We start from the raw sequence: 25,936 nt of genomic DNA, 5'->3' as shown, positions 1-25,936 counted from the left end.
CGCGAGCGGTCGCGGGTAACACGCCGTTCCTAGGGTCCCCGCCATGGACACAGGGCTGTACACCGAGGCGGAGACCGCGCCGACCGGGCCGGGGGCCGGGCCGGCGGACGGCGGGCGGGCGGCGGACGAGACGCTGGAGGACTACACCCTCCGGTTCGCGCCGCGCAGTTACCGCCGGTGGACGCCGATGGTCGTGGCGACCACCGCGCTGGGCGGCATCGCCTACCTGGCGGACTTCTCCATCGGCGCGGGCATCGGCATCGCCCACGGCACCGGGAACGCGCTCGCCGCGATCCTGCTCGCCGCCGCGGTCATCTTCGTGACCGGCTTCCCGCTCGCGTACTACGGGGCGCGCTACAACATCGACCTGGACCTGATCACCCGCGGCTCCGGCTTCGGCTACTACGGCTCGGTGCTCACCAGCGTCATCTTCGCCAGCTTCACCTTCATCTTCTTCGCCACCGAGGGCTCGATCATGGCGCAGGGGCTGAAGCTCGGCCTCGGGCTGCCGCTGTGGCTGGGCTATCTGGTCTCCACCCTCCTGGTCATCCCGCTGGTCGTGTACGGCATGAAGGCGCTCAGCAAGCTCCAGGTGTGGACGACGCCGATCTGGCTGCTGCTGATGGTCGGGCCGCTGGTGTACCTGGTGGCCACCGACCCCGGTACCGTGCGGCACTTCCTGGCGTACCCGGGCGCGGCCGGCGACGGCGGCCTGAACACCGCGTCCGTCCTGCTCGGCGCCGGCGTGTGCCTGTCGCTGATCGCGCAGATCGGCGAACAGATCGACTATCTCCGCTTCATGCCGCCGAAGACCCGGGCCAACCGCCGCACCTGGTGGACCGCGGTGATCATGGCGGGACCCGGCTGGGTGGTACTGGGCGCGCTGAAGCAGGCCGCCGGCATCTTCCTCGCCGTGTACGCGCTCGCCGAGGTCGCCCCGGCAGCCGCCGCCGAACCGATCCAGCAGTTCAAGGGCGCCTTCGACGCGATGCTGCCGGCGTGGCTCGTGGTACCGCTGGCCGTGGTGCTGGTCGTGATCAGCCAGATCAAGATCAACGTCACCAACGCCTACTCCGGCTCGCTGGCGTGGACCAACTCCTTCACCCGCGTCACCCGCCGCTACCCCGGCCGGATGGTCTTCGTCCTGGCCAACCTGACCATCGCGCTCGTCCTGATGGAGGCCGACATGTTCAGCTTCCTCAACGCCGTACTGGGCTTCTACTCGAACTGCGCCATCGCCTGGATCGTCACGGTCGCCACGGACATCATGGTCAACAAGTACCTGCTGAAACTCTCCCCGCACGCCCCCGAGTTCCGCCGGGGCATGCTGTACGCGGTCAACCCCGTCGGCGTCGTCGCCTTCACCGTCGCCTCCGGCCTCTCCATCGCGATGTACTTCCACGCCCTGGGCGACACCCTCCAGCCGTACTCACCCGTCGCCGCGGCGCTGCTCGCCCTCGTCCTCACCCCGCTGATGGCCGTCGTCACCAAGGGCCGCTACTACCTGCGGCGGACCGACGACGGCATCGCCGAACCACTGCTGGACGCGGACGGCAACCCCAGCGCGCACACATACACCTGCCACGTCTGCCGGCAGGAATTCGAGCGCCCCGACGTGGCCGCCTGCCGGACGCACGACGCGGTGATCTGCTCGCTGTGCCTGAGCACCGACCGGACCGGCACGCACCTGCTCCCGGCGGCGCCGCCCGCCGCGTGACACCCGTCATGACGCCTGCCGCAGTACGCATACACAAGGCGACGCCTGCCCGTGCCTCGCCGGGCAGGCGTCGCGCAGTGGTGCGAGCGGAGAACCGCCCCCTGGGTCACCAGCGCCCCGTGTCCTCTTCGCCGGTCTCCTTGGTGCCCTTCATGCCCTTCGTGCCCTTGCGGCCGGTCCGGTCGGCCGGGCCCGTACGGCCGGTGGTGCCGGTCGTGCCGCCGGTGCCGTCGTCGAACTCCAACTGCTCCCGGCGGACCTCGGTCGACACCTCCTGCTGCTCGGTGACCCGGTCGGTCTCCAGGCGTACCCGCTCGTAGGCCACGGTCTCCTTGCGGATCACGGGCTCCTCGCGGTGCAGCGTGATGTCGTACTCGCCGTCCTCCAGCTTCGCGGGCTTGCCGCCGGTGCGGCGCGCCTCGTCCTCGGGGATCCGCTCACGGGTGATGCGGACCTCTTCGTGGCTGACCGGCACGGTCTGGCTCACGTTCTCGGTGACGACGTGCTTCCGCAGGTGCGCGTGACCGCTCTCGTGCTCCTCGACACCGAACTGGGCCCGCTCCTCCGACAGCGTCATCTCCGGATTCTGCTCCTTGCGGGAGTGCCGGTCGTCGGTCGGGCCGCCACGCGACATGGCCATCTGCCCGGCGCCCGCGCCGGCCATCGGCCGGTCGGCCTCGGGACGCGTGTGCTGCCCGGCCATGCCGGCCGCACCCGCGGTGCCCATGCCACCCGCGGCTGCCGCGGTGCCCATACCTCCGGCCTGCCCCGTGTCGTGGCCCATGCCGCTCCGGCCCGACCGGGTCAGACCGTAGTGCCGGTACAGACGCTCCTCCTCCGACGGTTCCAGGTGGCCGTCGGCGTCCATGCGCGGGGCATCCTTGATCAGGTCCTTGGTGTGCGGAACACGGAGCGCGTCGTCCACCCGCGTACACCCGGCCAGCGGAACGAAGGTCTCCTTCGTACCGAACAGCCCGGTGCGCACCGTGATCCACTCCGGCTCATTGGTGGCGTCGTCCCGGTAGACCTGCTGGACGGAGCCGACCTTGGCACCGTCGGCGTCGATCACATTCAGCCCGGCCAGGTCATGAGGGGTGTCACCCAGAGGTGCATTCATGGCGTCTCTCCTTTCGCGCGCGCCTGCAGGAGGGGCACGCACCTCTCCCATTGCGCACCTCCTGGAGCCGCCGGGCGAGTCGGGAGCACGGGAGCCGGGCTCCGGCTACCGTTCCGTACCGGTCCCGAAGCCGCTCATGAGGGCGGAGCGCGGCACCGTCCGGGCCGGCGCCCCACCCTCCGTCGCTACTCCATACGGGTGAACACCCCCGTGGCTCAGCTGCCGCTGCCGTACGGGCGGGTGATCAGTTCCATGTAGTGGCCGTCCGGGTCGGGGAAGTACACGCCGCGGCCGCCGTCGTTGGTGTTGATCTCACCGGGGCGGGTGCGGTGCGGGTCGGCCCAGTAGTCCAGGCCCAGCTCCTTGATCCGGTCGAAGCTGCGGGTGAACTCGTCCTCGCCGACCAGGAACGCGTAGTGCTGCGGGGTGATCTTCCCGTCGTCCTGGGCGAAGTCGAGGGTGACGCCGTTGTCGGTCGCCACCGGCAGGAACGGCCCGAACTCGGGCTGCACCTGGAGCCCGAGAATGTCCGCCAGGAACTCCGCCGACCGCTTCCGGTCGCTGGCGTGGATGATCGTGTGGTTCAGCTCAACTGCCATGAGTGGCCTCCCTCTTGGTCCCTCCCGAGCCTAGGCGCCCGGCAAGCCCCCGCCATCGGCCGCGGGACGTATGGGGGTGGGCGACGGGGCCTAGGTCGTCGGGTCCTTGGGGGGCGTTCCGGCTGTCCCGACCGGTGTCCCGACCGTCCTCCGGCCCCCGACCGTCCTCCGGCCCCCGAGCCCCGACCGTCCTCCTCCGGCCCTTGGCGGGGCCCCTCCCTCACTCCCGAACCCTGGCAGGGCCCCTCCCTCTCCCCAACCACTGGAAAGGCCCCCGCGGCAAGACCCCCTCCCCCGCCTCCACCGCGCATACCGCGAAGGTAGCGCGGCCCGCGGTCTCGCGGGGGCCCTGTGGATAACCGCTGAACGCGCTGAAGGGCCCGGACGGAAGGAATCCGTCCGGGCCCCTCGTACGGGCTGCGGGCCGTCAGTCGGTGAGGTTCACCGTACGGGCCGAGGTGGCGCCGATCTCGTCGGCGATCTCGCCGAGGACCGGGGCCGCGATCGTGTCGTCGACGGTCAGCGCGACCAGCGCCTCGCCGCCCACGTCGGCGCGGGAGACCTGCATGCCGGCGATGTTGATGCCGGCCTCGCCCAGGATCCGGCCGAGCGTGCCGACCACGCCGGGACGGTCGCTGTAGCGCAGGAACGCCATGTGGTCGGCGAGCGCCAGGTCGATGCTGTGGTCGTTGACCGCAACGATCTTCTGCTGGTGCTTGTGGCCGGCCAGCGTGCCGGAGACCGAGATCTCCTCGCCGCCGGAGAGGGTGCCGCGCACCGTCACGACGTTCTTGTGCTCCGGCGACTCGCTGCTGGTGGTGAGGCGGACCTCGACGCCGCGCTCCTGCGCGAACAGCGGAGCGTTGACGTACGACACCGTCTCGTCCACGACGTCCTCGAAGACGCCCTTGAGCGCGGAGAGCTCCAGCACCTTCACGTCGTGCTGGGTGATCTCGCCGTACACCTCGACGTCCAGGCGGACCGCGACCTCGCCCGCGAGCGCGGTGAAGATCCGGCCCAGCTTCTCGGCCAGCGGCAGACCCGGCTTCACGTCCTCGGCGATCACGCCGCCCTGGACGTTGACCGCGTCCGGGACCAGCTCGCCGGCGAGCGCCAGGCGCACCGAGCGGGCCACCGCGATACCGGCCTTCTCCTGCGCCTCACCGGTCGAGGCGCCCAGGTGCGGGGTGCACACGACCTGGTCGAACTCGAAGAGCGGGGAGTCGGTGCAGGGCTCGGAGGCGTAGACGTCCAGGCCGGCGCCGGCGACCCGGCCCTCCTTGAGGGCGGAGGCGAGGGCGGCCTCGTCCACGATGCCGCCGCGCGCGGCGTTGACGACGCGGACGGACGGCTTGACCTTGTGCAGCGCCTCGTCGCCGATGAGGCCGACGGTCTCGGGGGTCTTGGGGAGGTGGACAGTGATGAAGTCCGAGACCTCCAGCAGCTCGTCCAGGGAGAGCAGCTTGACGCCCATCTGGGCCGCGCGGGCCGGCTGGACGTACGGGTCGTAGGCGACGACCTTCATGCCGAAGGCGGACATGCGCTGGGCGACCAGGACGCCGATGCGGCCGAGGCCGACCACGCCGAGGGTCTTCTCCGCCAGCTCCACACCGGTGTACTTGCTGCGCTTCCACTCGCCGTTCTTCAGCGCCGTGTTCGCCTGCGGGATGTTCCGCGCGGTGGCGACCAGCAGGCCGCAGGCCAGCTCGGCGGCGGTGACGATGTTGGAGGTCGGGGCGTTCACGACCATCACGCCGGCCTTGGTGGCGGCGGAGACATCGACGTTGTCCAGACCCACGCCCGCGCGGGCGACGACCTTGAGCTTCTTGGCCGCGGCGATGGCCTCGGCGTCGACCTTGGTCGCGGAGCGCACCAGGATCGCGTCGACGTCGGCGATGGCGGGAATCAGCTCGGCGCGGTCCGCGCCGTTGCAGTGCCGGATCTCGAAGTCCGGACCGAGCGCGTCGACGGTCGCGGGCGACAGCTCTTCGGCAATGAGTACGACGGGTTTGGCGGAGGCAGTGCTCACGTGGTCTTCAGTCCTCACTTAGTCCTTCGCGGACGGCCGTCCCGACGGCCGAAGGCGGTGAAGGGGGCAGCCGCGTGGAAGACGCACGACGTTGTGAGCCTGACGCGCTTGTGGTCAGCAGTGTAGTGGCGTTTCAGGGCTCCTCCTTCGCCGGAGCGGAAGGATCACCCGTGCGTGGTTCTACGCAGTGGACAAGGCGGTGGCGCGAGGGGCCGTACCGGTGCGGTACGGCCCCTCGGCCAGGAGGCTTACGCCTCCTCGTCCACCCAGCTCATCAGGCCACGCAGCTTCTTGCCGGTGGTCTCCAGGAGGTGGTCGGCGTCGGCCTTCTTGTACTCGTTGTACTTCGGCAGACCGGCCTCGTACTCGGCCATCCAGTTGTTGGCGAAGGTGCCGTCCTGGATCTCGGCGAGGACCTTCTTCATCTCGGCCTTGGTCGCGTCGTTCACGATGCGCGGGCCGGTGACGTAGTCGCCCCACTCGGCGGTCTCGGAGATCGACCAGCGCATCTTCTCCAGGCCGCCCTCGTACATGAGGTCCACGATGAGCTTCAGCTCGTGGAGGCACTCGAAGTACGCGATCTCGGGCTGGTAGCCCGCCTCGACCAGGGTCTCGAAGCCGGCCTTGACCAGCGCGGCGGTGCCGCCGCAGAGCACGGCCTGCTCGCCGAACAGGTCGGTCTCGGTCTCCTCGGTGAAGGTCGTCTTGATGACGCCCGCACGGGTGCCGCCGATGCCCTTGGCGTAGGACAGGGCCAGCGCGAAGGCGTTGCCGGAGGCGTCCTGCTCGACGGCGGCGATGCAGGGCACGCCGCGGCCTTCCTCGTACTGGCGGCGGACCAGGTGGCCGGGGCCCTTCGGGGCGACCATGCAGACGTCGACGTTGGACGGGGGCTTGATGAAGCCGTAACGGATGTTCAGGCCGTGCCCGAAGAACAGCGCGTCGCCGTCCTTCAGGTTGTCCTTCACGGACTCCTCGTAGACCTTGGCCTGGATGGGGTCCGGCACCAGGATCATGATGACGTCGGCCTCGGCCGCCGCCTCGGAGGGGCTCACCACGCGCAGGCCCTGCTCCTCGGCCTTCGCCTTGGACTTGGAGCCCTCGTGCAGGCCGACGCGCACGTCGACGCCCGAGTCGCGCAGCGACAGCGCGTGGGCGTGGCCCTGGCTGCCGTAGCCGAGAACCGCGACCTTACGGCCCTGGATGATGGACAGGTCGGCGTCGTCGTCGTAGAACAGCTCGGCCACTTGGGGTATCTCCTTGGTACTAGCTGGTGCCCACAGACTATGCCGGGGCTGGGGGGTGTGAGCTCAGGGTCTCGCCATGCGGGCAGCGGCCGCGGGCGAGGGGGTGCGTTCCGGCCGTGCCCCCACGGCCGGGTGACGCGTCGGTCAGGCGGAGCGCTCCAGGGCCCGCAGCGAGCGGTCCGTGATGGACCGGGCGCCGCGCCCTATGGCGATCGTGCCGGACTGCACCAGCTCCTTGATGCCGAACGGCTCCAGCATCTTGAGCATGGCTTCCAGCTTGTCGGCGCCGCCGGTGGCTTCGATGGTGACGGCCTCCGGCGAGACGTCCACGGTCTTGGCGCGGAACAGCTGGACGATCTCGACGATCTGCGAGCGCGTCTCGTTGTCCGCGCGGACCTTCACCAGGACCAGTTCGCGGTGGATGGCCGAGGACGGCTCCAGCTCGACGATCTTCAGGACGTTGACCAGCTTGTTCAGCTGCTTGGTGACCTGCTCCAGGGGGAGCGATTCGACATTCACGACAATGGTGATGCGCGAGATGTCGGGGTGCTCCGTGACACCGACGGCGAGTGAGTCGATGTTGAAGCCGCGACGGGAGAACAGCGCGGCGATCCTCGCCAGGATACCCGGCGTGTTCTCCACCAGGACGGAGAGCGTGTGCTTGGTCATGGGCTCGGTCTCTTCTCTTCTGTCCTGGCCGTCAGTCTTCTTCGTTGTCGCCGAAGTCGGGGCGCACCCCGCGGGCCGCCATGACCTCGTCGTTGGAGGTGCCTGCGGCGACCATCGGCCAGACCATGGCGTCCTCGTGGACGATGAAGTCCACGACGACGGGGCGGTCGTTGATGGCGTTCGCCTTGGCGATCACGGCGTCCAGTTCGGCGGGGTCCTCGCAGCGCATCGCCACGCAGCCCATGGCCTCGGCCAGCTTCACGAAGTCCGGGCAGCGGGTGCCCAGGTTGGGCTGCTCCCCCGCCTCGGGGCCGGCGTGCAGCACGGTGTTGCTGTACCGCTGGTTGTAGAACAGCGTCTGCCACTGGCGGACCATGCCCAGCGCGCCGTTGTTGATGATCGCGACCTTGATCGGGATGTTGTTCATCGCGCAGGTGACCAGCTCCTGGTTGGTCATCTGGAAGCAGCCGTCGCCGTCGATCGCCCACACCGGGCGGTCCGGCTGCCCGGCCTTGGCGCCCATCGCGGCCGGGACGGCGTACCCCATCGTCCCGGCGCCGCCGGAGTTCAGCCAGGTGGCCGGCTTCTCGTAGTCGATGAAGTGGGCGGCCCACATCTGGTGCTGGCCGACGCCCGCGGCGTAGATGGTGTCCTCCGGCGCCAGCTGCCCGATGCGCTGGATGACCTGCTGCGGGGAGAGGCTGCCGTCCTCGGGCAGGTCGTACCCGAGCGGGTAGTGCTCGCGCCAGCGGTTCAGGTCGTTCCACCAGGCGGCGTAGTCGCCGGGGTGGCCGGCCTCGTGCTCGGCCTGGACGGCCACGATCAGGTCGGCGATGACCTCGCGGGCGTCACCGACGATCGGGACGTCCGCCATGCGGTTCTTGCCGATCTCGGCCGGGTCGATGTCCGCGTGCACGATCTTGGCGTACGGGGCGAAGCTGTCCAGCTTGCCGGTGACGCGGTCGTCGAAGCGGGCGCCCAGGGCGACGATCAGGTCGGCCTTCTGCAGCGAGGTGACCGCGGCGACCGAGCCGTGCATGCCCGGCATGCCGAGGTGCTGCGGGTGGGTGTCGGGGAAGGAGCCCAGCGCCATCAGGGTGGTGGTGACGGGGGCGCCGGTCAGCTCGGCGAGCACCTTCAGCTCGGCCGTCGCGCCGGCCTTCATCACGCCGCCGCCGACGTAGAGCACCGGCCGCTTGGCCGTGGTGATCATCCGGGCCGCCTCGCGGATCTGCTTGGCGTGCGGCTTGGTCACCGGGCGGTAGCCGGGCAGGTCGGTCTGCGGCGGCCAGGAGAAGGTGGTCCTGGCCTGCATCGCGTCCTTGGCGATGTCCACCAGGACGGGGCCCGGGCGGCCGGTCGAGGCGATGTGGAACGCCTCGGCGATCGTCCGGGGGATGTCGGCCGGGTCGGTCACCAGGAAGTTGTGCTTGGTGATCGGCATCGTGATGCCGCAGATGTCCGCCTCCTGGAAGGCGTCCGTGCCGATCGCGGCGGAGGCGACCTGGCCGGTGATCGCGACCAGCGGGACGGAGTCCATGTGCGCGTCGGCGATCGGGGTGACCAGGTTGGTGGCGCCGGGGCCCGAGGTGGCCATGCAGACGCCGACCTTGCCGGTGGCCTGCGCGTACCCGGTGGCTGCGTGGCCTGCGCCCTGCTCGTGGCGGGCCAGGACGTGCCGGACCCGCTTGGAGTCCATCATCGGGTCGTACGCCGGGAGGATCGCACCGCCGGGGATGCCGAATACGGTGTCGGCCCCGACCTCCTCGAGAGAGCGAATGAGGGACTGCGCGCCCGTGACGTGCTCGACGGCGGTGGGCTGCTGCGCCCCGCCGGTACGGGCCCGCGGCTGCGGATGGTGGGCCCCGGAGGCCTGCTCGGTCATCTGCGTCTCTTCTCGGAGGTGAGGGTTTTGATGGGGTTTGGCGGTGCTGGTGCAACAAAAAACCCCTCGTGCCGATAGGCAAGCGAGGGGAGCGCGTCGGTGCGGTGCGCCGGGCTGTTCAAGGGCCCGGCTTCAGCCGACGCGCTGTCCAAGTACGAGAATTCGGGTGCGCATGGCTCCGACCTTCCCCCCGGCGCACCTGGAGTGTCAAGTGGGTGGGACGGAGGTCTCACTATTTGAGCGCAACGGGGGATGGCTGATCGCGTCCGGTCCGGCCGGCACCTCCCCGGCGCCGAGCCGCCGCGGCAGCTCTCCGAGGCGTTGCGCGGCGCCCGCCTCCCGGGGCCCGGAGGCCCGCCGGGCGGCCGGTACCGCGCTGCTCAGCACCATCTCGCGGCTCTCGGGCAGCAGGCCGGGGACGGGGTAGGAGCCGATCGTGAGCGCCCGGCGGAGCCGGTGCTCGTCCAGCGGCCCGGAGAACGCCATGCCCTGGCCGTGCGTGCATCCCATGGCGCGCAGCGCGGTGACCTGTTCCGGACGGTCCACGCCGTCGGCGACGGACTGGAGTCCGAGGTCGCCGGCGATCCGCAGCAGCCCCGCTGTGATCTTGTGCAGCCGCGCGGACTCCACCACGCCGTCGACCAGGCCGCGGTCCAGCCGCAGTACGTCGATGGGCAGCCGGCGCAGCGCGCTGATGGCGGCGTATCCGCTGCCGAAGCCGTCGAGCGCGATCCGTACGCCCAGCCTGCGCAGGGCCGCCAGGCGCCGCTCCAGCTCGTCCAGCGGGATCCGCGGATCACTGTCGGACAGCTCCAGCAGCAGCGCCCCGGAGGGCAGGCCGTGCCGCGCGAGTAAGGTCTCGATGCTCCTGGGCGGCAGCTTGCGGTCCAGCAGCCGCCGGGCGGAGAGCCGGACGGCGACGCAGACCGGATGGCCCGCGTGGTGCCGCCGCGCCGCCTGCTCGACGGCCTCCTCCAGCTGCCAGCGGCCCAGTTCGGCGGTGCGCTCGCCCTCCTCGCCGCCCGGCCGGCCGCGCTCGCCGACCCGCAGGAACTCGGCGGGGGTGAAGAGGATGCCCTGCGCGGAACGCCAGCGGGCCTGCGCGGCGACGGCCGTGATCCGGCCACTGGAGAGCTCGACCACGGGCTGGTGCAGCAGCGCGAATTCGCCGTCGTGCAGCGCGGTGCGCAGCTTCGTCGCCAGCTCGGAGCGGCGTACGACGTCGGCCTGCATCTGCGGCGCGTACATCTCCACGCGGCCCTTGCCGGCCTGCTTGGCGCGGTACATGGCGAGGTCGGCGTTGCGCAGGAGGGCGGCCGGGGTGACGCCGGGCTCGGCGAAGGCCACGCCGATGCTGGCCGCGACCCGTACCTCCTGGCCGTCGATGCGGTACGGCTCGGACAGCCGGACGCGCAGCCGGTCGGCGATCTCGTGGACGCGGAACTCCCGGGCGGTGAGGTCGCGGCTGCCGTCGCCCATGATGAGCGCGGCGAACTCGTCGCCGCCCAGGCGCGCGGCGATGTCCCCGGCCCGTACGGATTCGGCCAGCCTGCGCGCGGCCTGAACCAGCAGCTCGTCGCCGGCCTGGTGCCCGATGGTGTCGTTGACCTGTTTGAAGCCGTCCAGGTCGATGTAGAGCACGGCGGTGTCGTGGTCGGAGGAGCGGCGGCCGGTGACGGCCTGGCTGACCCGTTCGGTGAACAGGGCACGGTTCGGCAGGTCGGTCAGGGCATCGTGCGAGGCATTGTGCTGGAGCTGGGCCTGGAGCCGTACCCGTTCGGTGACGTCGCGCGAGTTGAAGATCAGGCCGCCTTCGTGGCGGTTGACCGTGGACTCGACATTCAGCCATTCCTCGCCGCCGGGGCGGCCGCCGCCGGCGCGGAAGCGGCACTCGATGCGCGTGGTGGGCTCCGCCTCGGAGTCGGCGGCGAGGAAGCGCCGTACTTCGTGCACCACGCGGCCGAGGTCCTCGGGGTGGATCAGGGAGGCCAGCTCGGAGCCGACCAGGTCCTCGGCGTCGCGGCCGTAGACGCCGGAGGCGGCGGGGCTGACGTACCGCAGGACGCCGGTGGGCGCGGCGATCATGATGACGTCGCTGGAGCCCTGCACCAGGGAGCGGAAGTGGTTCTCCTTCTGGGCCAGCTCGCGGGTCAGGGTGATGTTGTCCACGAGCATGATGCCCTGGCGGACGACGAGGGCGAGCACGACCGTGCAGCCGGTGAAGAGCACGACGTGGTCGATGCGGCGGCCGTCCAGGACGTTGAGCAGGATGCCCAGGGTGCAGACGGCGGCGGCCAGGTACGGGGTGAGCGCGGCCAGTGAGCCGGCGATCGGGGGGCTGCCGGGCGGCACGGCGGCGCGCCGGGTGGCGCGGGTGAAGTCGTCCCCCGCGGAGTCGGCGCCGGAGCGCGCGGCGACCCAGGGGGCGTACGCCAGGAGCATGGAGCCCGCGAACCAGCCGGCGTCCAGGATCTGCCCGGAGCGGTAGTGCTCGCGCAGCAGCGGCGAGGTGAACAGCGCGTCGCAGAGCACGGTCAGCGCGAGCGCAGCGATCGCGGTGTTGATCGCCGAGCGGTTGGCCGAGGAGCGCTTGAAGTGCAGCGCCAGGACCATGCTCACCAGGACGATGTCGAGCAGCGGGTACGCGAGCGACAGGGCGCCCTGCGCGACCGTCTGGCCCTGGAAGTGCGTGGTGTGGGCGAGGGCCAGGCTCCAGGAGAGCGTGAGGAGCGAGCCGCCGATGAGCCAGGCGTCCAGCGCCAGGCAGACCCAGCCGGCCCGGTTGACGGGCCGCTTGGCGAGCACCAGCAGGCCGACGATGGCGGGCGGCGCGAAGAGCAGGAAGCAGAAGTCGGCGATCGAGGGGCTGGGCACGGGCGCTTCGAGGACGACCTCGTACCATCCCCAGACGCCGTTGCCGATGCCGGCCATCGCGGAGGAGGCGGCGAACAGCAGCCAGGCCGGGCGGAAGCGGCTGCGGTGCTTGCGGGCGTAGAACACGCACGAGACCGCGGCCGCCAGGGCCGCCGCGCTGAGCCCGAAGTCGCCCATGATCAGGGCCAGTTTCTCCGAGCCCCAGCCGAACGCCGCCCCCGTGGCGTATCCGCCGCAGACCACGGCGAGCAGGATCTGCGGGAGACTGCTCACGGCCGACCGGGGCCCGGCCGGCGGGGTCAGCACGGCGCCGGAGGCGGTCACCGGGCTCTCCCCCGCGCTGCCGACCGGCGTGGTCGTGGCGGGCGCGGCCCGCGCTGCATCCGTATCGCGGTGGGAACACGCGCAACGCGCGTGTGGTCAGCGGTCCTCGTCTCGGTGGTGCATCGGCCGTTCATCGCCCGTCGCCCCCCTCGGTTCCGGTCGTTCGCTGCGCGCCGCCACGTCCCGGCGCGGGTCCCCGTTCGGGACGATACACCAGTTCCGTCACACAGGGACATAGTCGCTCTACGGAGCGTGACTGGCCCGGAATTGGTGGCACAGGACGCAGTCGTACGACTCCGTAGAGCTACGGTCAACCCGTCAGCCGGCGGTCGTGATGACGTTGCCGAGGGGCTCGCCGGCCGCGAAAAGCCGGAGTTGATCACGGAGAAGCCGCTTCGCACGGGGCAGGAAGGCAGTACTGGGACCACCGACGTGCGGAGTGATGAGCACGCCGGGAGCGTGCCACAAGGGGTGTGTGGCAGGCAGTGGTTCCGGATCGGTTACATCGAGTGCTGCCCGGAGCCGTCCCGACTCCAGTTCCGCGAGCAGCGCCTTGGTGTCGACCACACCCCCGCGCGCGATGTTGACGAGCAGCGCGCCGTCCTTCATCCGGGCCAGGAAATCGGCTCCGACCAGGCCACGCGTGTCCTCGGTGAGCGGCGTCGCCATGATCACGACGTCCGCTTCGGGCAACAGGGCGGGCAACTCGGCAAGTGGATGCACAGGACCGCGCACGGTGTCACGAGCGGTGCGCGCAATGCGCGCCACCCGCGCACACTCAAAAGGTGTGAGCCGGTCTTCGATAGCACTTCCGATCGAACCATAGCCCACAATGAGGACGGACTTGTCGGCCAGCGCATCACGGAACCCCTGCCGCCACTCCCCGGCGTCCTGGGCCCGGACGAACGTGGGAATGTCGCGGAGCGCGGCGAGCACGAGCGTAAGGGTCAGCTCGGCGGTGCTCGCGTCGTGCAGACCGCGTGCGTTGCACAGCCGGGTGCCGGCCGGCAGACCGGGCACGGCGGGCAGCATGTGCTCGATGCCGGCCGTGAGGGTCTGGACGACGCGTACGTTCGTCATCTCCGCGAGCGGCCGCAGCACCTGGTCGACAGGCTTCATGTAGGGGACGGCGTAGAAGGCGCAGCGGGCGGGATCGGCGGGGTATTCGGGGCCGGCGTCCCAGTGGACGTAGGAGAGGCCCTCGGGGAGGCCGTCGATCTCGGCGGCAGGTATGGGGAGCCAGACGTCGGTGGCGCGAGTGGTGTCTGAGGAAGCCATGGCCCGAGGCTATGCGAAGAGTGCCCCTCATCAGACGTTAGTTTGGTCAGCGCCCTTGACCGGGGCGAGGGGACGGAGGCACGACCAGGTGGAGCGCAGGACAATCGGTGCGGCGGCGCTCGAAGTGGGCGCAATCGGCCTCGGCTGCATGCCGATGAGCTGGGGGTACACCGCGTCGCAGCGGCACGGGGAGAGCTCGGAGCGGACGGTGCACGCCGCACTCGACCGGGGCTGCAGTCTCCTGGACACCGCCGACATGTACGGCCCCTTCACCAATGAGCTGCTGGTGGGGCGGGCACTGAAGCAGCGCCGCGCGCAGGCCTTCGTCTCGACCAAGGTCGGGCTGCTGGTCGGCGAGCAGCACATCGTCGCCAACGGCCGTCCGGGGTACGTGAAAAGAGCCTGCGACGCCTCGCTGCGCCGGCTGCAGACCGACCACATCGACCTCTACCAGCTGCACCGCGCGGACCCCGAGGTGCCGATCGAGGAGACCTGGGGGGCGATGGCGGAGCTGGTGGCGGCCGGGAAGGTGCGCGCCCTCGGGCTGTGCGCGGTCGGCGCGCGGGCCCCCAGGCGCCGCGGCACCCGTACGCACGACGACACGCTGCGCCAACTGGAGCGCGTGCAGCAGGTGTTCCCTGTCAGCAGCGTCGAGGCGGAGCTGTCCGTGTGGTCGCCGGAGGCCCTGGAGGCGCTGCTGCCCTGGTGCGAGACGCGCGGCGTGGGCTTCCTCGCGGCGATGCCTCTGGGCAACGGCTATCTCACCGGCACGCTGACCCCGGGCCAGGGCTTCGAGCCGGAGGACATGCGGGCCCGGCACCCGCGCTTCACGGCGGAGATGATGGCCGCCAATCAGCCGGTCGTGGCGGGGCTGCGCCGGGTGGGCGCGCGGCACGGGGTGACACCCGGGCAGGTGGCGCTGGCGTGGGTACTGGCACAGGGCCGCCACGTCGTCCCCATACCGGGCGCGAAGAAGGAGCGCTGGGCCGTACAGAACGCCAAGGCCACCGCGGTACGGCTGACCCGCGAGGACTTCACAGAAATCGCCACCCTGCCCCCGGCCCGGGGGTCGTGGGACTGACCGGGGCTCCTGGGACCGAGGGGTACGCGTACGGGGCGACGGCCCCAGGTACGGGGGCGACGGCCCCAGGTACGGGGGCGACGGCGTCCGGGGGGCGCGCTTCGGGGCGATTCGAACGCCCCTTTCCCCCTGACCGGGGGATACCCAGGGTCCCGGCGGGAAAACGGCCGGGCGTGGGCCGGCGGGAAAACAGCCGGGTGGCGGGCCAGAGAGGAAACGGCCAGGCGGGGGCGTCACACAGGCCGGGGCAGTCGGGGAACCCCTCGGTCGAGGGAACGGCCGGGCGGAGGCCCCGTCGGGAGACGGCCGGTCCGCGGCAGTCGGGGGAAACGGCCAAACAGAGGCCCGGCGGGAACGGCCGGTCCGGGGCCGTCGACGAAACGGCCGGGCGGGTTCCGGTGGGGTGTGGTGTGCTGGTGCCGCCGCCCGCCGACGAGAGGACGCCCGCCGTGCCACGCCGTACCGCGACCGCCGCACTGACCGCCGCCGCCCTGCTCCTCGCGGCGGGCTGCTCCTCGGGGGACGGCAGCCCCGGTACGTCCGGGAAGTCCACCGGGCCCTCGCGCGGCGCCGGCTCCTCCGCGACGCCGCAGAAGCCGCACGAGACGCCCTCCGGCGCCCCCGCCAAGGGCTCGGTGAAGGTCGCCGCCACCCTCACCACCGGCCTGGACTCCCCCTGGGGCGTCGCGGTGCTGCCCGGCGGCGACCTCCTCGTGGCGTCCCGGGACACCGGGAAGATCGTCAAGGTGGACGCGGAGAACGGCAGGAAGACCGAGCTGGGCTCGGTGCCCGGCGTGGCGGCCGACGGCGAGGGCGGGCTGCTGGGCCTCGCGGTGTCCTCGACGTACGGCGCCGACCACCTGGTCTACGCGTACTTCACCACCGCGTCCGACAACCGCATCGTGCGCATGATCTACAACGACAAGCGGCCGGCGGGTAATCAACTGGGCGCGCCCGACACGGTGTTCAAGGGCATTCCCAAGGGTCACATCCACAACGGCGGGCGGATCGCGTTCGGCCCGGACAAGATGCTGTACGCCGGTACGGGCGAGACCGGCGACGGCGAACAGGCCCAGGACAAGGACTCCTTGGGCGGCAAGATCCTGCGGATGACGCCGGACGGCGAACCGGTGCACGGCAACCCGTCGGCCGACTCCGTCGTCTACTCCACCGGCCACCGCAACGTACAGGGCCTGGCCTGGGACTCCGGGGACCGGCTGTGGGCGTCGGAATTCGGCCAGGACACCTGGGACGAACTGAACCTGATCCGGCCGGGCCGGAACTACGGCTGGCCCGACGCCGAGGGCAAGAGCGGCGGGAACTCCTCCTCCGTACGCCCGGTCGAGCAGTGGCGGACCGCGGACGCCTCGCCCAGCGGCATCGCGTACGCCGAGGGTTCGGTGTGGATGGCCGGGCTGCGTGGCGAGCGGCTCTGGCGGATCCCGCTGCGGGGCACGAAGCCGGCGGCGAAGCCGCAGGCGTTCCTGGAGGGGAAGTACGGCCGGCTGCGGACGGTCGTACCGACCGGTGACGGCGGGCTGTGGCTGGTCACCAGCGAGACGGACAAGCGGGGTACGCCGGAAAAGGGCGACGACCGGATTCTGCGGCTGAAGATCACATGATGTCCTTTTTGCGGCAGGCGTGCCTACACTGACGGCAGTGAGCAGGACGCCACGCCAGGGGGTCGCATGTTCAACCTCGCCGAAGAGTTCTTCGCGCCGGGCCGCAAGCACACCGAGGACGAGCGGCAGAAGCTCACGCTCGTCGTCGTGGACATCGGCGACTCCGACCCGGGCCGGGGCCCGATCGACCTGGCTTCCGGGCAGGTCGTCGTCCGCCTCCCGCACCCCGCTTCCGAGGAGCCGCTGGCCTCAGGCTGATTCCGCGTCGGGGAACAGCCGCAGCCGGTGCGCCAGCGCACCCGCCTCGCCGCGCCCCGAGACGCCGAGCTTCGCGAGGATGTTGGAGACGTGCACGCTCGCGGTCTTGGGCGAGATGAAGAGCGTGTCGGCTATCTGACGGTTGCTGCGCCCGGCCGCGACCAGCCGCAGTACGTCCCGCTCGCGCGGCGTGAGCCCGAGGGAGTCGGCGGTGGCGCCGGGGCCGGCGCCCGTGGCACCGGCCGCCGCCCGCTCTCCTCTCGGGGTGGCCGACGGAGCGGCGGCGTGCCCCGCGGGCAGCACGGTGGGCGCGGGCGCCGCGGGGCCGCCCGGTCTTCGGCCGGGCCCCGCCCCGGCGTCCGGCCCCGCCCCGACCCCCGGCTCCCCCGCGAGCCCCGCCGATGGCTCCGGTGCCGCCGTACGCACCGCTCCGGCCGCTCCGGCCGCTCCGGCCGCTCCGGCCGCTCCGGCCGCTCCGGCACCACCGTCCCGCGCCGCGGCGCCGGCCACCGCCGGTGCCGCGCCTGCCGTGATCGCCGGCCGCCACAGCCCCTCGGTCCCGGTCCGCTGCCGTACCACCCCGGCTTCCGGCACCCCGCCCCCGGCGGCCCGCCCGTCGTCGTCCGGCGCCCCGCTTCCGTCGGTCCTCCCGTCGTCCTCCGGCAGTGTGATCCGGGCCCGTACGGCGAGCTGGTCGATCTCCACGGTGAGCGGGGCCGCGCCCATCCACCGGGCCGTCGCACGCGCGTCGGCGAGCAGCCCCGTGGCCGCCTCCCGCGCCCCGCGGGCCGCCGGGCCGCAGGTCAGCAGGGCCTCGGCCCAGCGGAGGCCGGCCCAGGCCAGTTCGTACGGCCGCTCGACCTGCCGGAAGGCCGCGACCGCCTCGGCCCAGCGCTCCGGTGACGGGCGGCCCTCGGCCCGGCGCAGCTCGGCCTCGGTGAGCCGGCCGTACGCCTGCCACACCGGGACCGGGCGGGGCAGCCGCTTCGCCGCCGCCGCCAGCCGGGCGAGCAGCGCGTCCCGGCCCGCGGCCGCGGCGGGCAGCCCGCGGGCGTCGGCCTCCGCCGCGGCCACCCGCCACAGCAGCGGCCAGCCGTAGTTGTACGTACCGAGCGGGAAACCGGCCGTCAGCAGCGGCTCCAGCACCTCCCGGGCGGCGACCACGCCCTGGCGCTGCACCGCGATCTCGTAGGCGAAGCGGGTCATGGGGAGGCTGTGCTGCGGTTGGTTCTCGTAGCTGCCGAAGTGGGCGCGCGCGTAGTCCAGTTCTTCTGCGGCGGCGTCGGTGTCGCCGCGCATCAGGGCGAGATCGGCGTGCCGGGAGGCCGCCAGCGCGCGGGTGCGGTTGCCCAGGGCGAGGCGCCTGCAGGCCGTCGCGGCTTCGGCGGCCTCCGCCCAGCGGCCCAGCGACAGCAGGCTCTTGGCGCGGTTGCCGTACACCCAGGCGCGGGAGTCCTTCATGCCGAAGTGGTCGGTCATGGCGAGCCCGCGCTCGGTGGCCGCCACCGCCTCCCGGGACCGGCCCACCGACTCCAGGTGCGAGGGGAGGTTGGTGCAGCCGCGCGCGACGACGGCGGAGAAGCCGCGCTCCAGCGCGCGGTCCAGCGCCTCCCGGAAGCCGGTCAGGCCGCCCTCCACGTCCCCGGAGGAGACCTGGAGGCCGTACAGCGTGAGACGGGCGTTCAGCTCGGCCTCCTCCTCTCCGACCAGGCGGGCCAGCTCCACGGCCCGCTCTGCCGCGGTGAAGGAGTCCGGGCCGGGGACGTGCAGCGCGCCCCAGGCGGCGACCTGGGCGAGCACCGCGGCGTGCACCGGGGACGGCGGCAGCCCGCGCACCAGCTCCTGGGCCGCGCTCAGGTCCTCCCAGCCGTCGCCGCGGCCCGTGGTCTCCGCCAGGCGGGAGCGCTGGGTGCGGAACCACGCCTCGCGCAGCGGGTCGTGCTCCCCGGCTAGCGCGCGGAGCGCCCGCTTGGTGACCGTGTACGCGCGCTCGCGGTCGCCGGAGAGCCGCGCGGCGACCGCGATCTCGGCGAGCAGGTCGAGGTAGCGCAGCGCGTCGTCGTCGCTGCCGCTCGCCGGATACGCCTCGGCGCAGTCCACCGGGCGGACCGCGAGCCGGACGTCCTTGGGCACCTGGTCCCACAGTTCCAGTGCGCGGTCCAGGAGCCGCAGTTGTTCGGCGTGCGCGTGCCGGCGTCGGGCGGTGACCGAGGCGGTGAGCACGGCGGGCAGCGCCTTGGCGGCGTCCCGGGCGTGGTACCAGTAGCTCGCCAGGCGGGCGGCGCACGCCTCGGCGCGCACCAGTGCGGGGTCGTCCTCCAGGGCTTCGGCGTACCGGCGGTTGAGGCGGGTGCGTTCGCCGGGCAGCAGGTCGTCCTGGACGGCCTCGCGGACCAGCGCGTGCCGGAAGCGGTAGCCCGTGCCGTCGCTGGTGGGCACGAGGGTGTTGCTGCCGACGGCGACCCGCAGCGCTTCGATGAGGCCGTCCTCGGGCAGCCCCGCGACGGCCGCGAGGAGGTCGTGCTCGACGGTGGAGCCGCCCACGGCGGCCGTGCGGATCACTCGCTGGGTGTGCTCCGGCAGCGCCTCGACGCGCACCAGGAGGAGGTCGCGGAGGGAGTCGCTGAGGCCGGGCAGGGTGCCGTCGTCGATGCTGCAGGCCAGCTCCTCGACGAAGAAGGCGTTGCCCTCGGAGCGCTCGAAGACCCGGCCGAGCAGGGCCTCTTCGGGCTCGCGGCCGGTGATGCCGGCCATCTGGGAGCGGACCTCGTCGCGGTTGAAGCGGGCCAGCTCGGCACGCCGGACCGTGCGCATCCGGTCGACCTCGGCGAGGAAGGGGCGCAGCGGGTGGCGGCGGTGGATGTCGTCGGAGCGGTACGTGGCGACCAGCAGGATGCCGGCGTCGTGCAGGGTGTGCAGGAGGTAGCCGATCAGCTCGCGGGTGGAGCGGTCGGCCCAGTGCAGGTCCTCGACGACGATGACGAGGCTGCGGTCGCGGGCGAGCCGCTCCAGCAGCCGCGCGGTGAGCTCGAAGAGGCGGGCGCGGCCGTGCTCGTCGTCGCGGGACTCGCCGGGGGCCTCGGCCAGCTCGGGCAGGATGCGGGCCAGTTCGCCCTCCTGCCCCGCGACCGCTGCGGCCAGCTCCTCGGGCAGGCGGGCGTTGAGGGTGCGCAGGATCGCGGAGAACGGGGCGAACGGCAGGCCCTCGGAGCCGATCTCGATGCAGCCGCCGAGGGCGACGAGCGCGCCGGTGGCCCGGGCGGCCGCGGCGAACTCCTCGATGAGCCGGGTCTTGCCCACGCCCGCCTCGCCGCCGATGAGGAGCGCCTGCGGCTCACCGGACGCCGTGGTGCGCGTCAGCGCGTCCCCCAGCAGGCCCAACTCGCTGCTGCGGCCGACGAACACGCGACTGACGGACCTGGTCTCCACGCCGCAGAGCATCGCACAGGGGTCTGACAGTTCGGCACCGAGTTTCCCGGTCACCGGACGCCTCGGCGGGCCGCGCGGCTCAGGCCTCGGCCCGGCGGCGGGCCCGTACGAACCGGCCCTGCTTGCGGCTCACCCGCCCTTCGGGTTCGTGTTCGGGGGACCGGGCGGCGCGGCGTCCCGCGGCGGCTTCGCGGGCCAGCCGGTCGAGGTCGGCCTCCCGGCGCAGTTCCTCGTGGCGGACGCGGTGCTGGGCCTCGTAGTAGTACATGGTGCTCCCTGAGGAGGGCCGCGAGGAGCGTGCTCCTGCGGCGGCTGACGGTACGTCGTCAGCGTCGCCGCCTCAGGCGGTGTGCCGCATCGGGCAACTTCCCGATCTTCACGGCCGGAGGGGCCTCAGATTCCGCCGCGGTGTCCCACGGTGCGGTCTAAGGCCCCTGCCGGATGCCGTATGCGGTGGTGCGGACTTCCTCAGGACCCGCCCGCGCTGAGCTTGGGCGCCGAGGCGAACAGGTCGAGGTACATGCCTCCGGCGACCACCAGGCCGAGCACGGCGAGCGCGAACCCGCCCCAGGCGACGGCCTTGGTCCAGGCGGCCTGCGGGCGGCGGAGCAGGACGACGCCGGTGACCACGAGGGCGATCAGGGCGAAGGTCCCGTTGACGAGCGCGGTGGTGTGCCAGGGGGCGGTGTAGACGGCGGCGATCTGGTCCTTGGTCTGGCCGGTCTGGAGCTTGATCTGGCCGAGTACGCCCTGCCGCTCGGAGAGGATCGTGCCGGCCCAGGTGCCGGTCAGGGAGGCGAGGCCGAGCGCGGCACCGGCGACGGCGCCGGCTCCGGCCACGATGCCGCGCCGCGCGGGTGCGGCCTGTCCGGTGACGGGCGCGTCCTCGGGGTGCGGCTCCTCTTCGTGGGCCTCGTCCGTGGCGGTGTCCGGCACGCGGTCCTCGGGCGCTGCGGCCTTCTCCGCGGGTGCGGTGGCCTGCTCCTCGGAGGCGGCCGCCGGCTTCGGGTCGGCGGCCTTGTCGTCGGTGACCGCGTCGGTCTTCGCGGTGTCGTTCTTGCTCGTCGTGGTACCCATGGGCGCGACCGTAGGGGCCGCGTCTGAGAGTCGTATGAGAGAGCCGCGCTAGCGGGGCACGAGGGGCTCGCGTTCGGCGTGCCGCGGCGCGGGGGCGGGCACGACGGTGTCCGGTTCCTCCTCCGGCGGCTCGATGCTGATCCGCGGCAGCCGGCGGTCCAGCCAGCCCGGCAGCCACCAGTTCGCGCCGCCCAGCATGTGCATCAGGGCGGGCACCAGGAGGGTGCGGAGTACGAAGGCGTCGAGGGCGACGGCGGCGGCCAGCCCGATGCCGAACATCGCGATCGTCCGGTCGCCGCTGAGCACGAAGGCGGAGAACACCGCGATCATGATGACCGCCGCCGAGTTGATCACCCGGCCGGTCTCGGCGAGTCCGACCCGTACGGACCGGCGGTTGTCGTGGGTGCGCCGCCACTCCTCGTACATCCGGCTGACCAGGAAGACCTGGTAGTCCATGGAGAGGCCGAAGAGGACCGAGACCATGATCACGGGGAGGAAGGGCTCGATCGGGCCGCCGCTCCCCAGGCCCAGCGCCTCGCTCCCCCAGCCCCACTGGAAGACGGCGACGACGATCCCGAAGGACGCGGCGACCGCGGCGACGTTCATGACGGCGGCCTTGAGCGGGATGCCGACGCTGCGGAAGGCGAGGAGGAGCAGCACGCAGCCGAGGGTGATGACGACGCCCACGAAGAGCGGCAGCTTGCCGACGATCACGTCGGCGAAGTCGTCGTATCCGGCGGTAACGCCGCCGACGTCGACGCGCAGGGTCGAGTCGTCGGCGGTCTGCGGCAGCACGTCGTTGCGCAGCCGCTCCACCAGGTCCGAGGTCTCCTGCGACTGGGGCGAGCTGTCCGGGACGACGGTGATCACACCGGTGCTGCCGCTGCCGTCGAACTCCGGGCCGCTGACCTGGGCCACGCCGGGCGTGGTCCGCAGCCGGTCGGGGAGGTTGTCGAAGGCGAGCCGGTCGTCGGCCCCGTCCAGGTCGCCGACCAGGGTGAGCGGCCCGTTGAAGCCGGGGCCGAAGCCTCCCCCAGACTCCGTCCGGGAGGTGCCCCCAGCAAGCAGGTCGTACGCCTGCCGGGTGGTCGAGGCGGGCGGGTCGGTGCCCTGGTCGGAGGTGCCCAGGTGCAGGCCGAGCGTGGGCAGTGCGAGGACGAGCATGATCCCGGCGGCGAGGGCGCCGAGCAGCTTGGGGTGGCGCTCGACGAATCCGGACCAGCGGACGGCGAAGCCGGTGGGGTGCTCGGGGACCGGTCCGTCGGCGGCCAGCCGGCCGCGTTCCCGGCGGCCGAGTACGCGGGTGCCGATCAGCCCCAGGAGGGCGGGCAGCAGGGTCACGGAGGCGGCGACGGTGAGGACGACGGTCAGCGAGGCGGCGAGCGCGACGCCGTTGAGGAAGGACAGCCGCAGGACGAGCATGCCGAGCAGGGCGATGCACACGGTGGCCCCGGCGAACACCACGGCCCGGCCCGATACGGCCACCGCCTTCTCCGCGGCCTCCCCGACGCCCATCCCCGCGCGGAGGTTCCTGCGGTGCCGGGTGACGATGAACAGCGCGTAGTCGATGCCCACGCCAAGCCCGATGAGCATGCCGAGCATGGGCGCGAAGTCGGCCACGGTCATGACGTGGCCGAGCAGGCCGATGCCGGACGAGGCGGTGCCGACCGCGACGAGCGCGGTGATGATCGGCAGGGCGGTCGCGGCCAGGGAGCCGAAGGCCAGGAAGAGGACGACGGCTGCCGCGGCCAGGCCGATGGCCTCGGCGAGGTGGCTCTTCGGTGCTTCGGCGAGGTCGATGCCGGCGCCGCCGAGGGCGACGGTCAGGCCGTCGCCGGAGGCGTCCCGCGCGGTGTCCACGACCGCCCGCACGGTCTTCGCGTCCAGGTCGTCGACGGGTGCGTCGAAGACCACCGAGGCGTAGGCGGTGTGCCCGTCCGCGCTGATGCGGCGCTCCGCCGCCCCGTCCGCCGACGCGTCGGTCCGGGTGTCGTAGGGGCCGTCCACCGAGGCCACCCCGGGCAGATCGGCGACGCGGTCCAGGGCCGGCGCCATCCGGTCCCGTACGTCCGCCGCGCGCACCGTCCCGGAGTCGGTGTGCCACACGATGGTGTCGCTCTCCCCGGACCGGCCGGGGAAGGCGTCCGCCATCCGGTCCGCCGCGCGTCCGGACTCGGTGCCGGGCACCTCGTAGTTGTTCGAGTACGAGGAGCCCAGCGCGCCGGCGGCCGCGGCGACGCCCGCGAGGACGGCGAGCCATACGACGACGACCAGGGCGCGGCGCCGGAGACACCACCGGGCGAGTGCGGTCATGGAGGCCTTTTCTGCTGTCCCGGGGTGTGCGTCGAACTCCGGGGCACCGGTGCTGTCGCGCGCGGGAGGGGCGGGGGATGGCGCGGGCCCGCCGCCTGCCGACGAAGGGGCGGCGGGCCCGCGTCACAGAAGAGTGACAGCCCGAAAAGATCCTTTGACCCCTTTGTGTACTTCCCCACAAAGAAGCGAAGCCGCGGTTTCCGCTCGGATCAGCCCGTTATGGACTCCTCGCCGTTCTCGATGTGTCCCATCAGCCGGCGGCGGAACGATTCGTCCTGCCTGACCGTGAGGTTTAGGTCGTACCAGCCGTGGTCGCCGGCGGCGGGGTGCGCGAGCGTACGGGTGCGGCCGGCCGGCAGCTCGACCGTGCGCGGGGCCGCGCCGGAGTACGCCAGCGGGGCCAGCGTGACGGTCAGCGACCGGTCACCTCGGTTGACGAGCGTGAGGTGGATCTCCCGCTCGCCGGCGTCCAGGTGCGTGCTCACCCGCAGCCCGGCCGCCGCGCCCGCCGCGGTGCCGGCGAACTCCCGCCGGAAGCCGTTCGGCCCGGTGAGCGTGAAGTCGTACGCCCCGTCCCGGACCGGTACGTCCCAGCCCGCCGTCCCCCGTACGTCGCGGTGCCGGGGCGTGGCGTACTCCGCCGCGTACGGGTACAGCGCGAGGTGGGCACTGGCCGCGCCCGTGTTGCGCAGCGCCAGCCGGAACCGCCCGGCCGCCGGGTCGTACGTGCCGTCCGCGTCCGGCTGGTACGGCAGCGGACGGGCCGGCCGGGTGCCCTCCTCGGGGCGGGGCAGCCGCTGCTCGGCGGGCGGCTTCGGGTTCCACCGGCCGGTGAAGGGCGGGATCGGGCCCGGCTGGTCGACGGCGGGCTGCTGCCGGCCGCGCGAGAAGTCGAAGGCGTGGGTGAGGTCGCCGCAGACGGTGCGCCGCCAGGCGCTGATGTTCGGCTCGCGGACGCCGGTCCAGCGCTCCAGGAAGCGGATGATCGAGGTGTGGTCGAAGACCTGGGAGCAGGCGTGGCCGCCGACCGACCAGGGCGAGATCACCAGCATCGGGACGCGGATGCCGAGGCCCGTGGGGCGGCCGTCCCAGTACTCCTCGTCGGTGCCGGCCGGGGCGACGGGCGGCGGGACGTGGTCGAAGAAGCCGTCGTTCTCGTCGTAGGTGAGCAGCAGGACGGTACGCCGCCAGACGTCGGGGTTGCTGCCGAGGGCGTCGAGGACCTGGTAGACGAGGGTGGCGCTGGCGATCGGCGAGGAGGAACCGGGGTGCTCGGAGTCGGCGGCGGCCGGGACGATGTAGCTGACCTCGGGGAGCTTCCCGGCGGCGACGTCGGCCGCGAAGGCGGTGGCGGTCGAACCCGGCTCGCCGCGCCGCAGCGCGCGCTCGAAGAGGCTCCGGTCCGCCCGGGACAGCGCCCGCACGCCCTCCTCCAGCAGGCCCTGGAGCCGCTTCCGCTCCGGCTCGTCGGCGTCGGCGACCTTCGCGTAGAAGGCGGTCATGTTCTGGACCTTCGGATCGCCGACCCCGGCCAGCGCCTTCTTCGCAATGGCCTTGAAGCGCGCGTAGAACTCCAGGTTGTTGTCGGTGAAGTTGTCCCACTCCTGGTAGACCCGCCAGCTGTGGCCGGCCTTCTCCAGGCGCTCGGCGTACGTCGGCCAGTCGTAGCCGGGGTGGGTGTCCTCCTCGTACGCGTCGTTGCCGACCGCCCGCTCGCCGTTCGCCTCGAAGCCGGTCCAGCCGCTGACCAGGTGGTTGCGGTTGGGGCTGGTGGAGGAGTGGATCGAGGAGTGGTAGGCGTCGCAGACGGTGAAGGTGTCGGCCAGCTCGTAGTGGAGCGGCACGTCCCGGCGGTCGTAGTGCGCCATGGTGGCCGCGGTCTTGGCGCCGACCCAGTTGTCCATCCAGCCGTCGTGCCAGGCCTTGGCGCCGCCGTCCCAGCCGTGGTCGAGCGCGCCGATGTACTGCAGATCCTTCTGCTGCGCCGCCGCGGCCTCCCGCACGGAGAAGGGCAGGACGGTCCGGCCGAGCGGCCCGGGCTGCTCGTAGACGCTGCCGCCCCCGGGGAGTTTGATCGCATTCCGGTCGGCGTAGCCCCGTACACCGCGCAGCATCCCGAAGTAGTGGTCGAAGGACCGGTTCTCCTGCATCAGCACGACGACGTGGCCGATGTCGTCGAGCCCGCCGTCCGAGCGCCCGGGCCGCGCCGCGTCGGCGGCCAGCGCCTGCCGGAGCGAGGGCGGCAGCAGCGACCCGGCGGCGGCCGCCCCCACGGCCGCCGCACCGACCGCCAGTACCCGTCTACGCGTTGTCTCCGCTGCCACGCTCGACCTCCAGTCGTCTCCAATGGTCCGCGGTCGGTCCATTGATGTGGTGCGCGAGGGACGATAGAAGCCCCGCGTGGCCGGCGATACGTA

At 72.4% G+C, this 25,936-nt stretch carries 17 protein-coding genes; 4 read left to right on the top strand and 13 right to left on the bottom strand.

Annotated features, from left to right (window positions below; translation table 11 throughout):
• Positions 1-43: 43 nt before the first annotated feature.
• Positions 44-1,717: a purine-cytosine permease family protein gene (locus ACZ6WH_RS32760; protein WP_469733020.1), complete on the top strand. Its 1,674-nt coding sequence runs from the start codon at positions 44-46 to the stop codon at positions 1,715-1,717.
• Between the two features lie 106 nt (positions 1,718-1,823).
• On the opposite strand, the gene ACZ6WH_RS32755 is transcribed toward ACZ6WH_RS32760, so the two are convergent.
• The 8 genes from ACZ6WH_RS32755 to ACZ6WH_RS32720 all read right to left on the bottom strand — a co-directional run bounded on the left by ACZ6WH_RS32755 (position 1,824) and on the right by ACZ6WH_RS32720 (position 13,739).
• Positions 1,824-2,834, bottom strand: coding sequence for a PRC and DUF2382 domain-containing protein (locus ACZ6WH_RS32755; RefSeq protein ID WP_469733018.1), 1,011 nt, complete (start codon positions 2,832-2,834; stop codon positions 1,824-1,826).
• Positions 2,835-3,049: 215 nt separating this feature from the next.
• Complete coding sequence (locus ACZ6WH_RS32750; RefSeq protein ID WP_432859047.1) at positions 3,050-3,433, bottom strand: VOC family protein; 384 nt, start codon at positions 3,431-3,433, stop codon at positions 3,050-3,052.
• 427 nt (positions 3,434-3,860) lie between these two features.
• A complete protein-coding gene (gene serA, locus ACZ6WH_RS32745; protein WP_432859045.1) occupies positions 3,861-5,462 on the bottom strand; it encodes a phosphoglycerate dehydrogenase in 1,602 nt (533 codons plus the stop codon).
• 248 nt (positions 5,463-5,710) lie between these two features.
• The gene (gene ilvC / locus ACZ6WH_RS32740; RefSeq protein WP_361555998.1) at positions 5,711-6,709 is read right to left on the bottom strand and encodes a ketol-acid reductoisomerase; all 999 of its coding nucleotides are present in this window, start codon (positions 6,707-6,709) and stop codon (positions 5,711-5,713) included.
• Between the two features lie 144 nt (positions 6,710-6,853).
• On the bottom strand, positions 6,854-7,378 hold the full coding sequence (ilvN, locus tag ACZ6WH_RS32735) for an acetolactate synthase small subunit (protein ID WP_103832993.1): 525 nt from the start codon (positions 7,376-7,378) through the stop codon (positions 6,854-6,856).
• Positions 7,379-7,409: 31 nt separating this feature from the next.
• Positions 7,410-9,263 carry an acetolactate synthase large subunit gene (locus tag ACZ6WH_RS32730; RefSeq protein WP_469733015.1) on the bottom strand — a complete coding sequence of 618 codons (1,854 nt, stop codon included), beginning with the start codon at positions 9,261-9,263 and terminating at the stop codon, positions 7,410-7,412.
• A 207-nt stretch (positions 9,264-9,470) separates the two neighbouring features.
• A complete protein-coding gene (locus ACZ6WH_RS32725; protein WP_432859040.1) occupies positions 9,471-12,461 on the bottom strand; it encodes a putative bifunctional diguanylate cyclase/phosphodiesterase in 2,991 nt (996 codons plus the stop codon).
• 318 nt (positions 12,462-12,779) lie between these two features.
• Complete coding sequence (locus ACZ6WH_RS32720) at positions 12,780-13,739, bottom strand: 2-hydroxyacid dehydrogenase (RefSeq protein WP_469733012.1); 960 nt, start codon at positions 13,737-13,739, stop codon at positions 12,780-12,782.
• Between the two features lie 88 nt (positions 13,740-13,827).
• Between ACZ6WH_RS32720 and ACZ6WH_RS32715 the strand changes: the two genes are divergently transcribed.
• From ACZ6WH_RS32715 to ACZ6WH_RS32705, 3 genes are all read left to right on the top strand, one after another.
• A complete protein-coding gene (locus ACZ6WH_RS32715) occupies positions 13,828-14,820 on the top strand; it encodes an aldo/keto reductase (RefSeq protein WP_432859036.1) in 993 nt (330 codons plus the stop codon).
• A gap of 449 nt (positions 14,821-15,269) precedes the next feature.
• Positions 15,270-16,442, top strand: coding sequence for a PQQ-dependent sugar dehydrogenase (locus tag ACZ6WH_RS32710; RefSeq protein WP_469733010.1), 1,173 nt, complete (start codon positions 15,270-15,272; stop codon positions 16,440-16,442).
• Between the two features lie 66 nt (positions 16,443-16,508).
• On the top strand, positions 16,509-16,700 hold the full coding sequence (locus tag ACZ6WH_RS32705; protein ID WP_469733008.1) for a DUF6191 domain-containing protein: 192 nt from the start codon (positions 16,509-16,511) through the stop codon (positions 16,698-16,700).
• Here the strand turns inward: ACZ6WH_RS32705 and ACZ6WH_RS32700 are convergent.
• The 5 genes from ACZ6WH_RS32700 to ACZ6WH_RS32680 form a co-directional block, all read right to left on the bottom strand.
• Positions 16,692-20,141: a helix-turn-helix transcriptional regulator gene (locus tag ACZ6WH_RS32700; RefSeq protein WP_469733222.1), complete on the bottom strand. Its 3,450-nt coding sequence runs from the start codon at positions 20,139-20,141 to the stop codon at positions 16,692-16,694. The genes ACZ6WH_RS32705 and ACZ6WH_RS32700 overlap by 9 nt on opposite strands.
• A 67-nt stretch (positions 20,142-20,208) precedes the next feature.
• Positions 20,209-20,397, bottom strand: coding sequence for a hypothetical protein (locus ACZ6WH_RS32695; protein WP_432859028.1), 189 nt, complete (start codon positions 20,395-20,397; stop codon positions 20,209-20,211).
• 200 nt (positions 20,398-20,597) lie between these two features.
• Positions 20,598-21,206 (bottom strand): hypothetical protein, encoded by a 609-nt coding sequence (locus ACZ6WH_RS32690; protein WP_469733006.1) that lies wholly within the window; start codon positions 21,204-21,206, stop codon positions 20,598-20,600.
• Between the two features lie 48 nt (positions 21,207-21,254).
• A complete protein-coding gene (locus tag ACZ6WH_RS32685; RefSeq protein WP_469733004.1) occupies positions 21,255-23,519 on the bottom strand; it encodes an MMPL family transporter in 2,265 nt (754 codons plus the stop codon).
• 209 nt (positions 23,520-23,728) lie between these two features.
• On the bottom strand, positions 23,729-25,843 hold the full coding sequence (locus tag ACZ6WH_RS32680; RefSeq protein ID WP_469733002.1) for a phosphocholine-specific phospholipase C: 2,115 nt from the start codon (positions 25,841-25,843) through the stop codon (positions 23,729-23,731).
• Positions 25,844-25,936 lie beyond the last annotated feature (93 nt).

Source organism: Streptomyces sp. NPDC050806 (genome assembly GCF_055586425.1).
Note: the sequence above shows the minus strand (reverse complement) of the source record. Positions and strands in the feature narration are given on the sequence as shown.